Annotated in this window: 11 protein-coding genes; 7 read left to right on the top strand and 4 right to left on the bottom strand. The window is 67.8% G+C overall.

Going from position 1 to position 12,925, the window contains the following annotated elements:
• Positions 1-24: 24 nt before the first annotated feature.
• The gene (gene dmeF, locus RS901_RS07620; RefSeq protein ID WP_316152544.1) at positions 25-1,002 is read right to left on the bottom strand and encodes a CDF family Co(II)/Ni(II) efflux transporter DmeF; all 978 of its coding nucleotides are present in this window, start codon (positions 1,000-1,002) and stop codon (positions 25-27) included.
• Between the two features lie 379 nt (positions 1,003-1,381).
• Positions 1,382-2,842, bottom strand: coding sequence for a PLP-dependent aminotransferase family protein (locus RS901_RS07625; RefSeq protein ID WP_316152546.1), 1,461 nt, complete (start codon positions 2,840-2,842; stop codon positions 1,382-1,384).
• A 329-nt stretch (positions 2,843-3,171) separates the two neighbouring features.
• Between RS901_RS07625 and RS901_RS07630 the strand changes: the two genes are divergently transcribed.
• The 3 genes from RS901_RS07630 to RS901_RS07640 all read left to right on the top strand — a co-directional run bounded on the left by RS901_RS07630 (position 3,172) and on the right by RS901_RS07640 (position 6,565).
• On the top strand, positions 3,172-4,503 hold the full coding sequence (locus RS901_RS07630) for an aspartate aminotransferase family protein (RefSeq protein WP_316152549.1): 1,332 nt from the start codon (positions 3,172-3,174) through the stop codon (positions 4,501-4,503).
• Between the two features lie 109 nt (positions 4,504-4,612).
• Entirely contained in the window at positions 4,613-6,130 is a 1,518-nt protein-coding gene (locus tag RS901_RS07635; RefSeq protein ID WP_410054162.1) for a CoA-acylating methylmalonate-semialdehyde dehydrogenase, read from the top strand.
• A gap of 84 nt (positions 6,131-6,214) precedes the next feature.
• Entirely contained in the window at positions 6,215-6,565 is a 351-nt protein-coding gene (locus RS901_RS07640; RefSeq protein ID WP_316152551.1) for a VOC family protein, read from the top strand.
• 6 nt (positions 6,566-6,571) lie between these two features.
• Here the strand turns inward: RS901_RS07640 and RS901_RS07645 are convergent, their stop codons facing one another.
• Complete coding sequence (locus tag RS901_RS07645) at positions 6,572-7,549, bottom strand: GlxA family transcriptional regulator (RefSeq protein ID WP_316152553.1); 978 nt, start codon at positions 7,547-7,549, stop codon at positions 6,572-6,574.
• Positions 7,550-7,713: 164 nt separating this feature from the next.
• Here RS901_RS07645 and RS901_RS07650 point away from each other — a divergent pair, with 164 nt between their 5' ends.
• The 3 genes from RS901_RS07650 to RS901_RS07660 all read left to right on the top strand — a co-directional run bounded on the left by RS901_RS07650 (position 7,714) and on the right by RS901_RS07660 (position 10,763).
• Positions 7,714-8,964: an MFS transporter gene (locus RS901_RS07650; protein ID WP_316152555.1), complete on the top strand. Its 1,251-nt coding sequence runs from the start codon at positions 7,714-7,716 to the stop codon at positions 8,962-8,964.
• 7 nt (positions 8,965-8,971) lie between these two features.
• Complete coding sequence (locus tag RS901_RS07655) at positions 8,972-9,175, top strand: hypothetical protein (RefSeq protein WP_147266307.1); 204 nt, start codon at positions 8,972-8,974, stop codon at positions 9,173-9,175.
• A 190-nt stretch (positions 9,176-9,365) separates the two neighbouring features.
• Entirely contained in the window at positions 9,366-10,763 is a 1,398-nt protein-coding gene (locus RS901_RS07660) for an amino acid permease (protein ID WP_316152559.1), read from the top strand.
• A 6-nt stretch (positions 10,764-10,769) separates the two neighbouring features.
• On the opposite strand, the gene RS901_RS07665 is transcribed toward RS901_RS07660, so the two are convergent.
• The gene (locus RS901_RS07665; RefSeq protein WP_316152562.1) at positions 10,770-12,176 is read right to left on the bottom strand and encodes a PLP-dependent aminotransferase family protein; all 1,407 of its coding nucleotides are present in this window, start codon (positions 12,174-12,176) and stop codon (positions 10,770-10,772) included.
• A gap of 209 nt (positions 12,177-12,385) precedes the next feature.
• Between RS901_RS07665 and RS901_RS07670 the strand changes: the two genes are divergently transcribed.
• Positions 12,386-12,724, top strand: coding sequence for a DUF2917 domain-containing protein (locus tag RS901_RS07670; RefSeq protein WP_035819806.1), 339 nt, complete (start codon positions 12,386-12,388; stop codon positions 12,722-12,724).
• Positions 12,725-12,925 lie beyond the last annotated feature (201 nt).

A 12,925-nucleotide genomic window follows, 5' to 3' on the forward strand; every position in this document is an offset into this window, starting at 1 on the left:
ACCCGCACGCACCGATGGCACGCCTCAGTGCGCGCCGTCGCAGCGGCTGATCTCCACCGTCACGTGCACCAGTTCCTCATGCACGGATAGTGCTTCGCGCACGCGCTGCGGGGTCAGCGCCAGATCGTGCGTGACCAGGCAGGCGATGCAGGCAAACTGCTGCCGGCCCACGCGCCAGACATGCAGGTCGGTCACACGGGTGCATTCCTCGCCGCTGGCCTCGGCAGGGTCCAGGCCCGCCAGCACCTCGCGCAATGCTTCCACCACCGGGTGGTCCATCTCGCGGTCCAGCAGCACGGCGCCGCTCTGGCGCAGCAGGCCGACGGCCCACCTGCCGACCAGCGCGGCGCCCACCAGGCCCATCACCGGATCCAGCCACGCCCAGCCCAGCCACCAGCCGCCGGCCAGCGCGACAAGCGCCAGCACCGAGGTTGCGGCGTCGGCCAGCACGTGCATGTAGGCGGCGCGCAGGTTGATGTCGTGGTGGTGGCCGTGGCCGTGATCATGGTCATGGCCGTGGTGATGGTGGCCATGGTCGTGCCCGTGCGCATGGCCGCCCAGGATCAGCGCGCAGCCCAGGTTGACCAGCAGGCCGAGCGCGGTCACGGCCATGGCCTCGCGGTAGTGGATGTCCTGCGGGCTGAACAGCCGCTCGACCGAGCCGGCCGCCATCAGCGCCGCGATGCCAAGCAGGAACACCGCGCTGGCAAAGCCGGCCAGCACTTCGATCTTCCACGTGCCGAAGGCAAAGCGCCGGTCGCCGGCATAGCGGCGCGCGGCGGCGTAAGCGAAGGCCGACAGGCCGATGGCCAGGGCGTGCGAGCTCATGTGCCAGCCATCGGCCAGCAGCGCCATCGAGTTGAACCAGAGGCCGGCGGCGATCTCCACCACCATGGTGGCGGCGGTGATTGCCATCACCAGGCGCGTGCCGCGTTCGGCGGCGCGGTTGCCGGCATCGAAGGCGTGGCTGTGGGTCCAGGCGGACAGGTCGTGGCTATGCATGGTCGGGTTCTGCTGAGCGCTTGAGAGCTGAAATCGTCACCCCGCGTGGGGCAATGCAGTCACAAGGGTAGCAGAGCCCCGGCGCTTCGGCGGCCGCGTCCCTGACGGCTGCAGGGACAGCTGGCGCGTACTTTGCGAGCTCCCCGCGATACAAATAGCCCCTGATTGTCCGCGGGAAATCCACGCGGTCGTTACATACATTCATGAATGGATGTATGATTCAACGAAGAATTCACACTGCCTTCACGACTTTGTTGTCCATTCCGAGATGAGTTATCGATTTATCGCTATCTGCCTGACCGCCTGGCTGGGCCTCTGCGCCACCGCGGGCTGGTTCGTCGAGCGCCTCTGGAGCTGACCCCTCCGTCCTGCGCGGATGCTAGGCCGCGCGCGGCGCCTGCGCCAACCGGTCAAAGAACTGCCACAGCTGTGGCGCATCGCCGGTGGCCACGTTGAAGCGGATCCACGGCGAATCGGTTTCGTCCGGCTCGAAATACGACCCTGGCGCCAGCCAGATGCCATGCTCCAGCGCCAGCGTGGCCAGGCGGTTGCCGTGCAGCCGCTCGCCACGGCGGCTGGCCTGCAGCCGCGCCTGTGCCGCCTCGTTCAGGCGCGCCCAGGCGAACATCCCGCCCTCCGGGCGCAGCAGCACCTCCAGCCCGTGGGCTTCCATCTTTTCCGTCACGCGATCCTGCTGCGCGCGCAGCCGCTCGGCCAGCGCCGCCACGTGGCGGCCGTAGTGGCCGCTGGTCAGCACCGAGTAGACCAGCCGCTCAGTCACTTCCGATGAGGTCAGGCCGACCGCCATCTTGGTGCGCGCGAAGGCCTTTGCCAGGTCGGGGCTGGCGGCAAGATAGCCGACGCGCAGCGATGGCGTGATGGTCTTGGAAAAGCCGTTGATGTAGACCACCTGCGACAGCCCGTCCATGGCTGCCAGCATCGGCGAGCCGGCCGGCGCCAGCTCGCGGTAGATATCGTCCTCCACCACCAGCAGCCGGTGCTGCTCGGCCAGCTGCAGCACACGGAAGGCGTTCATGCTGCTCAGGCTGGCGCCGGTCGGGTTCTGCAGCACGGTATTGATAAAGAGCGCGCGCGGGGCATGGGCGCGAATGGCATCGTCCAGCGCGTCAGTATCCAGCCCCGCCGCCGAACGCGGCACGCCCACCACGCGCAGCCCCGCCAGCCGCAGGATCTGCAGGAGGTTGCAGTAGCAGGGCGATTCCACCAGCACCGTATCGCCGGCACGCAGCAACGTGCGCACCACCAGGTCCAGCGCCTGCGTGGCGCCCTGCGTCAGTACCACCTGCTGCGCCTGCAGCGGGATGCCGTACTGGCCCAGGCCGGCGGCGATATGCTCGCGCAGCGGCGCAAAGCCGTACGGATGGCCGTAGCCAGACAACTGCGCCGCCGGCACGCGCGCCGAGGCGCGCATGGCCTGGTGCAGCCCTTCCTCATTGAGCCAGTCGCCGGGCAGCCAGCCGGCGCCAGCCTTGATCGGCACCGAGTGGTCGGCGAACACATCCGACAGCAGCCACGCCGCGTTCAGTCCCGGCGCCTCCCAGTGCGGCGCGCGCGCGCGCCCGGCCGGGGCATGGCGGTGCGCCACGGTATAGCCCGAGCCCGGGCGCGCCGCCAGGTAGCCCAGCGCGGTCAGCCGGCCGTAGGCCTCGGCCACGGTGAAGGTGCTGACGTGGTGGTGCTGCGCAAAGCGGCGCACCGAGGGCAGGGCGGTGCCGGCACGCAGCGCGCGCTGCTCAACCAGCGCGGCGATGCCGGCGACGATCTGCTCGGTCAGGGTGTCGCCGTCGCGGCGGCTGCGGGTCAGGTTCAGGGTCAGCATCAGGCACTCGGACAGGCGTGAACCTGTACAGTTTAGCGGCTGGACGCAGGCCAGGCTGCGGTGGCTTTCCACCAAGCGAAATTTGCCGCAGTGCAGCGTGGGATGACGCGCCGCGGCCCAGAGCGGAGCGTGGCACGGCGGCGGGCTGGCGGCACCCCGATGGCGCTTGCCTGTACGGTTTGGCGTGTTCAAACTGCACGGTAAGGCAGCCTTGTCCGGACTGTATATTTTGTCGGCCAGACGCCGCCGGTAGAGTGGCCCTCGTTGCCGCCGCGCTGCCCGCCAGCGTGCTACCCGCCAATCCGACCCGATTCCCCCTAGGAGGACGTATGGACGCCGCCAAGACCGTGATTCCCGATCTCGATGCCCTGTGGATGCCCTTCACCGCCAACCGCCAGTACAAGGCGGCGCCGCGCCTGCTGGCGTCGGCCAGCGGCATGTACTACACCACCCACGACGGCCGCCAGATCCTGGACGGTTGCGCCGGCCTGTGGTGCGTGGCCGCCGGCCACTGCCGCAAGGAAATCTCTGAGGCCGTAGCGCGCCAGGCCGCCACGCTGGACTATGCGCCGCCATTCCAGATGGGCCATCCGCTGTCGTTCGAGGCCGCCACCAAGGTGGCCGCGATCATGCCGCAGGGGCTGGACCGCATCTTCTTCACCAACTCGGGCTCGGAGTCGGTCGACACCGCGCTGAAGATCGCGCTGGCCTACCACCGTGCACGCGGCGAAGGCCAGCGCACGCGCTTTATCGGCCGCGAGCGCGGCTACCACGGCGTGGGCTTCGGCGGCATGGCGGTGGGCGGCATCGGCCCCAACCGCAAGGCGTTCTCGGCCAACCTGATGCCGGGCACCGACCACCTGCCGGCCACGCTGAATATCGCCGAGGCAGCCTTCTCCAAGGGCCAGCCGCAATGGGGCGCGCACCTGGCGGATGAGCTGGAGCGCATCCTGGCGCTGCACGACCCGTCCAATGTCGCCGCCGTGATCGTCGAGCCGCTGGCCGGCTCCGCCGGCGTGCTGGTGCCGCCGGTCGGCTACCTGGAAAAGCTGCGCGAGATCACCAGCCGCCACGGCATCCTGCTGATCTTCGACGAGGTGATCACCGCCTTCGGCCGCCTGGGCGCCGCCACCGCGGCCGAGCGCTTCAAGGTCACGCCGGACCTGATCACCATGGCCAAGGCGATCAACAACGCCGCGGTGCCGATGGGCGCCGTCGCCGTGCGCCGCGAGGTGCATGACACCGTGGTCAATTCGGCCGCGCCGGGCGCGATCGAGCTGCTGCATGGCTACACCTACTCCGGCCACCCGCTGGCCGCGGCTGCCGCCATTGCCACCCTCGACCTGTACCAGCGCGAAAACCTGTTCGGCCGCGCCGCCGAACTGGCGCCGGTGTTCGAAGCCGCGGTGCACGGCGTACGCAGCGCGCCGCACGTGAAGGACATTCGCAACTACGGCCTGGTCGCCGGCATCGAGCTGGAGCCGCGTCCCGGCCAGCCCGGCGCGCGCGCGTATGAGGCCTTCCTGAAGTGCCTGGAGCTCGGCGTGCTGGTGCGCTACACCGGCGACATCCTGGCGTTCTCGCCGCCGCTGATCATCTCCGAAGCGCAGATCGGTGAGTTGTTCGATACGGTGAAGAAGGCGCTGCAGGACATCAAGTAAGCGGCGCGCGCCGCATCGCATTGCCGCCGGACCTGCGGGTCCGGCCTCCCTGATTGCACGCCGGGGCGCGCGCTGACTTGCGTGCCGCGGCAATCGAAGGAAATCCCAAGTGAGCATCGCAGAAAACCGGCAACTGGCCGAGATCCACCATTTCATCGGCGGCGCCGTGCGCCGCGCCGGCGGCCAGCGCCTGGCGGACGTATTCAACCCCGCCACCGGCGAAGTTGCAGCACGCGTGGCGCTCGGCACCGCGCAGGACGTGGCCGATGCCGTCGCCGCCGCCCAGGCCGCATTCCCGGCCTGGGCCGACACCCCGCCGCTGCGCCGCGCGCGCATCCTGTTCAAGTTCAAGGAACTGCTCGACCAGCACCATGACGACCTGGCGGCGCTGATCACGCGCGAGCATGGCAAGGTGTTCTCGGATGCCAAGGGCGAAGTCACGCGCGGCATCGAGGTGGTGGAATTCGCCTGCGGCATCCCCAACCTGCTCAAGACCGATTTCACCGACAACATCGGCGGCGGCATCGACAACTGGAACCTGCGCCAGCCGCTGGGCGTGGTGGCCGGCATCACGCCGTTCAACTTCCCGGTGATGGTGCCGATGTGGATGTTCCCGGTGGCGATCGCCTGCGGCAATACCTTCGTGCTGAAGCCGTCGGAACGTGATCCGTCGCCGAGCCTGCTGATTGCCGACCTGCTGCGCCAGGCTGGTTTGCCCGATGGCGTGTTCAACGTGGTGCAGGGCGACAAGGAAGCCGTCGATGCACTGCTGGCGCATCCGGATGTGCAGGCGCTGTCGTTCGTCGGTTCGACGCCGATCGCCCAATACATCTACACGGAAGGGACCAAGCACGGCAAGCGCGTGCAGGCGCTGGGTGGTGCCAAGAACCACCTGGTGGTGATGCCCGATGCCGATCTCGATCAGGCGGTCGATGCGCTGATTGGCGCGGCCTATGGCTCCGCCGGCGAGCGCTGCATGGCGATCTCGGTAGCCGTAGCGGTGGGCGATGTCGCTGACAAGCTGGTGCCGCGTCTCGCCGAACGCGCGCGCACGCTGAAGATCCGCAACGGCATGGAGTCCGATGCCGAGATGGGTCCGCTGGTGTCCGGTGCGCACAAGGCCAAGGTCGAAGGCTATATCGCCAAGGGCGTGCAAGAGGGCGCGACGCTGGTCACCGATGGCCGCGGCCACAAGGTCGATGGCCATGAGAACGGCTTCTATGTCGGCGGCACGCTGTTCGACCACGTCAAGCCCGACATGACGATCTACAAGGAAGAGATCTTCGGCCCGGTGCTGTCGGTGGTGCGCGTGCATGACTTTGCCGAAGCCGTGGCGCTGATCAATGCGCATGAATACGGTAACGGCGTGTCGTGCTACACCAGCGACGGCGGCATTGCGCGCGCGTTTGCGCGGCAGATCCAGGTGGGCATGGTGGGCATCAATGTGCCAATCCCGGTGCCGATGGCATGGCATTCGTTCGGTGGCTGGAAGCGCTCGCTGTTCGGCGACCACCATGCCTATGGCGAAGAGGGCGTGCGCTTCTACACGCGCTACAAGAGCGTGATGCAGCGCTGGCCGGATTCGATCGCCAAGGGCGCTGAGTTCACCATGCCGGTGGTGAAGTAGGTTGTTGTGCCTATCGGGCGGGGATCGCTTGACGGTCCCCGCTCCGTTCAGGCGCCAGCGGCCGCTTGTTCAAGGAGGCAAGGGATGAACGTCAGACGTATCGTCGCCAATATCCCGGCCGCGGAGCCTTCGCTTGCGCGCGCCTTCTACCAGGACGTCCTTGGTCTTGATCTGCTGATGGATCACGGGTGGATCCAGACTTATGGCCGCGACACTGCCATGTCCGTTCAGGTCAGCGTGGCGTCGGAGGGTGGCAGCGGTACATCCGTGCCGGACCTATCGATAGAGGTTGACGACGTCAATGAAGCGCATCGCCGCATGGTGGTCGCGGGCTTTGCCATCGAATACGGACCGGTCGACGAGCCGTGGGGCGTGCGCCGTTTCTATGTGCGTGATCCGTTCGGGCGACTGGTGAATATCCTCATGCACGCCTGAGCGCGGCTATTCCGCGCTGCGCGTGCTGGCTTGCCGGTAGGCGCTCGGCGTGCCGGCTTCTCCCTTGTTCCAGCAGGCGCGGAAGGCCTGCACGCTGGCGAAGCCGCTCTTCAACGCGATCGCTTCCACCGGCAGCGTCGATGCGGCCAGCAGCTTGCGCGCGCGTGCCATGCGCAGGGTCAGCTGGTATTGCTTCGGCGTGAGGCCGGTTTCCTCATGGAACAGGCGCGACAGGTGCCTGACGCTGACCGCGAAACGCTGTGCAAAGCGCGGGTCGGCGACGTTGGCTTCCAGGTCGCGCGAGATCGCGTCCTGCACTGCATGCACCAGCGGGTTGCCGTGCGAGCGTGCGCTGAACTGCGGATCAAGCTGCGGATCGGCGCCGAAGCGCCGGAACGGCACGACGTTATCGCGCGCCACCGCAATCGCGGCTTCGTCGCCGCAGGCGTTGGCCACCAGCCGCAGCGCCAGGTCGATGCCGGAGGCCACGCCGGCCGAGGTCCAGACATTGCCGTCGCGGACGAACACCCGGTTGTCGATCACCGAGGCATCCGGATGGCGCGCGCGCAGGCGCTTGATATGTGCGTGGTGTGTCGTGCACAGGCGCCCGTCGAGCAGACCCGCTGCGCCAAGCAGGAAGGCGCCGGTGCAGACGGCGGCCACCTGCACGCCGCCATTCCTGCCCTCACCAAAGCTTGCCCTCAACCATGCCGCGCTATCGTGCCACGCAGGCGATGTCGTCAATGTGTCCAGAAGTTTGCTGCCAACGGCAATGACCAGATCGCCGGCTTCGAGCCGGGCGGGCATGCGTTCAACCCGGCCAAGCGCCGGACCCTGGAAGGACGTGACGCTGGAATGCGGGCCGACGCAACGCACAGTGAGTGGCGCAAGCCCAAGTTCTCCCACGCTCGACAGGATCTGTAGCGGCCCGCCGAGGTCGAGCATGTGGACATTGGGCAGCACCAGGAAATAGGCGGTAGTCATCACCAGTGTGGAGATCGCAAGGCCGATGCCGGCATTCTCGCGCGAATCGCAGGCTTTGTATCGGCGATGTCCGAAAATTTGCTTTTCTGGTCCATGGCGTTGCCCCGGCAGGCGGTCGGCTTTCCTTAGCATGGTCAACGAACCCCTGCCAAAGAGAGATCGCCATGCACCGCACCCGCCTGCCCGCCGTCACCGTGGCCCTGGTCGCCATCGGCTTTGCCGTGATGTTCGTGTCGACCGCGGTGAAGGGCCTCTACCAGGTGTACTTCGTCGACCTCGCCACGCACTTCGGGCAGGGCCGTGCGCAGTTTGCCTGGTCCGGCAGTGTCTTTATGCTGGCCACCGGGCTGATGTCGCCGGTGGTCGGCGCGCTCAGCGATCGCGCCGGCCCGCTGCGCACCGCGGCCGCAGGTGCGCTGGCGGCAGGCATTGCGCTGGGTAGCGCGGCGCTGTGGCCGGGATCGCTGACGTTCTTCGTGCTGATGTTCGGCCTCGCCGGCGCGTTCGGGCTGGCGGCCATGACCTTTGTGCCGATGGGCATCCTGGTGGACCGGCTGTTCGAGGAGCGCAAGAAGGGGCTGGCCTATGCGGTGGTTACCAACGGCACCGCGATCGGCTTTGTCGTGCTGTCGCCGCTGTGGATCTGGCTGCAGCCGCAGGCGGGCTGGATCACGGCGTTCGGCGTGGCGGGTGCGGTGTTTGCGTTGCCGGTGGCCGGTGCCTTGTGGCTGGCTTCGCGCTGGGAGCCGGCGTCCGCACCGGCGCCACGCACGGCCGAGGCCGAGGTGCCGGCATGGTCGGTGGTGCGGCGTGACCCGGTGTTCTATGCGCTGGCAGCCGGCTTCTTCGGCTGCGGCGCCACCATGGCCTTTATCGACGTGCACCTGATCGCGTACTGGCAGGGGCAGGGCGTGCCGCGGCTGGCGATGGGCTATGCGATGAGCACGCTCGGTGCGCTGGAGCTGGCCAGCGGCCTGGTCTCCGGCGCGCTGGCACTGCGCTGGGACAAGCACCGGCTGCTGGCCGCGTTCTACGCGCTGCGCTCGGCATCGATGCTGTTGCTGCTGGTGCCGGGCCTGGGCGTGCTGCCGTTTGCGGTCGGCTTTGGCGCCAGCTACCTGGGCACGGTGATCCTGACCTCGATGTTCTGCTTCGAGCGCTACGGCAGCCGGATCAAGGGCAAGGTGTTTGGCCTGCTGTTCCTGGGGCACCAGCTGGGTGCCTTCCTGACGGTGCAGCTGGGGGCGTGGTCGTTCGATGCCACGCGCAGCTACCAGCACAGCATCACGGCGCTGGTGGCGGTGACGCTGTGCTCCGCCGCGTGCTCGTGGTTTGGCCTGCGCCGCGCGGGGCCGTTGCCGGCACTGGCCAAAGGCGCGGCGCACGCCGCGGTGCCCGAGGCTGCCCGCCGCTGAAGTGCTGATGCTGCCGCGGCTCCTTCTTGCCTGCGCGGCCCTTGCTCCGCTGGGACTGGCGGCCTGGGCGATGCCGTGGGCGCTGCGCGCAAGGATTGCCGCGCTGGCGGCACTGGCCCTTGCCGGCGCCGCACTGCTGGCGCTCGATCCGCTTGCCGCCGCACTGGCGCGCGTGGACGGCATCCTGTCGGCGCCCGGCTGCGGCGGCTGACATCCTCCATCTGCAGTTTGCCTGCGGTCAGTGCCGGCCAGCCTGGCCTTTCCTATCATTCGATGACGTGCCTGCCGCGCGCGGGGCGCGCAATGTGATGCCTTCGTGCCGGGGCGGGCGTAAACTACCGCCCTTTTTCCGGGCCGCCGCCTTGCCGCTGCGTGCCCGGCCACAGTTGCAGGGAGTTTGAATGAGCTTGTTCCGCACCAAGGACATCGACGCGATGCTGGCCGTCGCGCGCGATGACGGCCTGAAGAAGGTGCTGGGTCCGATCGACCTGGTGATGATGGGCATCGGCGCCATCATCGGCACCGGCATTTTCGTGCTGACCGGCACCGGCGCGCTGACCGCGGGGCCGGCGCTGACGGTGTCGTTCGTGATCGCGGCGCTGGCCTGCGGCTTTGCCGCGCTGTGCTACGCGGAGTTTGCCTCGGCGATCCCGGTGTCGGGATCGATCTATACGTACAGCTACGCCACGCTGGGCGAGATCGTCGCGTGGATGATCGGCTGGGACCTGCTGCTGGAATACGGGCTGGCCACGTCCGCCGTGTCGGTGGGGTGGTCGGGCTACTTCCAGTCGCTGATGGCGGGCTTCGGGCTGAAGCTGCCGGCGGCGCTGAGCGCGGCGCCAGGGTCCGTGCCGGGGGTGAAGACCATGCTGAACCTGCCGGCGTGCCTGATCATGCTGGCCATCACCTGGGTGGTGTCATATGGCGTGCGCGAATCCACGCGCATCAACAACCTGATGGTTGCGATCAAGATCGGCGTGGTGCTGCTGTTTATCGCGGTGGGCGTGTGGCATGTGCAGCCGGCCAACTGGCAGCCATTTGCGCCATTCGGCTTTGCCGGCATCTTCAATGCGGCGGCGCTGGTGTTCTTTGCCTTTATCGGCTTCGACGCGGTGACCTCGGCCGCGGAAGAGGTGCGCAACCCGCGCCGCGACCTGCCGATCGGCATCATCGGTTCGCTGGTGGTGTGCACGGTGCTGTATGTGGTGGTGGCGGCGATCATGACCGGCATCGTGCCGTTCGCGAAGTTTGCCGGCGTGGACCACCCGGTCTCGCTGGCGCTGCAGTTCGCGGGCCAGAACTGGGTGGCGGGCTTTGTCGACCTGGGCGCAATCCTGGGCATGACCACAGTGATCCTGGTGATGACCTATGGCCAGACCCGCGTGATCTTCGCGATGTCGCGCGACGGCCTGTTGCCCGAGCGGTTGTCTTCAGTGCACCCGGTGCATGCCACGCCGTATTTCGCCACCTGGACCGTGGGCATCGTGTTTGCCGCGATTGCCGCGCTGGTGCCGCTGAACGTGCTGGCCGAGCTGATCAATATCGGCACGCTGGCGGCCTTCACGCTGATCTCGGTGGCGGTGCTGGTGCTGCGCAAGACCCGGCCCGAGCTGCCGCGCGCGTTCCGCTGCCCGGGCGTGCCGGTGGTGCCGCTGCTGTCGATCGGCTTCTGCCTGTTCCTGATGGCGCACCTGCAGGCGCTGACCTGGGCCGCCTTCCTGATCTGGCTGGCAGTGGGGCTGGTGATCTACTTCGCCTACGCGCGGCGCAATGCCGTGCTGCATAACCACGGCGGCTGAACCCCCTCAGTTGCCGCGCTCGGCCGCGGCCTTCATGAAGGCCACCGCGCGCGGCTCGTTGGCATAGGCGGCGTTGATCCGGATCCATGCCGAGGTCTCGCCGCCCGGGCGGAAGTAGTTGCCCGGTGCCAGCGTCACGCCGTATGCCTCGCCCAGCGTCACCAGTTCGCGCGAATCCTCGATGCCGGGCGGGCGCGCCCACAGGAAGTTGCCGCCGGACGGCTGGCAGAACACCTCCCAGCCGTTGCCGGTCAGTTGCCGCACGGCATTGGCCGAGGCCTCGCGCACGCGCAGGCGCAGCCGCTCCACATACTTGCGGTAGCCGCCGCGTTCCAGCAGCGCCGCCGTCACCGCTTCGGCAAAGTGCGAGCCGGCCACGCTGGTCAGCACCTTCACGTCGACCAGGTCCTTGACCAGCGCCTTGTCGGCCACCAGGTAGCCGACCCGCAGCGAGGCTGACACCGTCTTGGAAAAGCCGCCGATGTAGATCACGTGCTCAAGCTGGTCCAGCGTGGCCAGCCGGTCGGTGAAGTGGGTCTGGAAGTCCGAGAAGATATCGTCCTCGACAAAGCGGAAGCCATGCCGGCGCGCCAGCTCCAGCAGCCGGAATGCCACCGGCGGCGCCAGCGTCGACCCGGTCGGGTTCTGCAGCACGCTGTTGGTGAAGAACAGCTTGGGCTTGTGCTGTCGCAGCAGCGCCTCGGTGGCGTCCGGGTCGGGGCCGTTGGCCGTGTGCGGCACGCCCACCAGCTGCACCCCGTGCAGCCGCAGCAGGCCGAACAGGTTGTAGTAGCCGGGATCTTCCACGAATACGGTATCGCCGGGCTTGAGCAGGTGGCGCACCACCAGGTCCAGCGCCTGGCTGGCACCGCTGGTGATCAGCACTTGCGGCAGTTCGGCGGCGATGCCCAGCTGGCGCACGCGCAGCAACACCTGGCGGCGCAGTTCCGGATGCCCCATCGGCGTGGCGTAGTGGATCACGCTGTCGATCTCGTTGCGCGAGATCGCGCGGATCGCCTGCGTCAGCCCCTCAACGTCGCGCCAGGTCTCCGGCACGAAGCCGCCGGCCAGCTTGAGCGTGCCGCTGGGGTGGTTGAACTGCTCGAGGATGTGGTCGGAAAGATCCTCGGCCAGGCTCGGATCCGACCAGCCGCACGCTGAGCGCCCCGCCAGCGGACTGTCCGCCACATAGAAGCCCGAACCCTGGCGCGAATCCAGCAGCCCCTGCGATACCAGCCGGTCATAGGCTTCGATCACCGGGAAGCGGCTGATGCCGTTCGCGGCTGCCAGCTGACGGATCGACGGCAGCTTTGCGCCGGGCCGGGCCTCGCGGTTGCCGATCCACGACTTCACGCCGTTGACGATCTGATCGGTCAGTGGAATTCCGGTGGAAGCATCTAAGATTAGTTTCATAAGGCAGGGCAGCCGGGGGAAACCGGAGGACGCAACTGTCAGGGAAAACTACTGAACAGTTCATCGAAAACTGTTCACAACTGTACATGGGATTGTAGTGAAGGATGCGAATAATGGAAGCGTGGCGGAGAAAGGCGCCGGCTCCTGTGGTCATTCGGCATCCAGGAGTCGGCACCGGACCAGACCGCCGGGCTGATGAGGAGTGCGACATGCGCGAACTACGGACTTTCGAACTGGACGAGCCCGGACAGCCAGTGAGCTGGCGCGCCGGTTACGGGCAGACCGTCTGCGCGGCGGCGGGCAAGCTGTGGGTGACGGTGGAAGGCAATCCCAACGACATCTGGCTGGAGCCAGGCGCCGAACTGCCGTTGCCGGAGGGCTACCGGGTGTGGCTGTCGGGCGATGGCGCGGGCGCGCGCTTCACGCTGGCACAGGTGCCGGCGCCGTGGTCGCTGCGGCGGCTGGCGGCGTGGCTGCGGGTGATGCGGCACCGGGTGGAGGAGCACAGCACGGATGCGTTCGGGGAGTGCCCGAGGATCTGGGCCTGAGCGGCCACTCACGCTTTGCCGGAACGGCCACCCGCGGGTGGCCTTTTGTTTGCCCGGGCGCTTGCGCGGCGCCTGCCGCAGGCGCCTACTCTATAGGGGCAGCCCCGTCCCACTCTCGCCGGTATCGGGGTTCCGCCCCATTGCTTTACGTTAACGTCAACTTCATATAATCGATCGGCCCCGACCCGGGGCGCAGCCCGC

Origin of the sequence: Cupriavidus sp. BIC8F (assembly GCF_032465815.1) — a bacterium.
Taxonomy (GTDB): domain Bacteria; phylum Pseudomonadota; class Gammaproteobacteria; order Burkholderiales; family Burkholderiaceae; genus Cupriavidus; species Cupriavidus necator.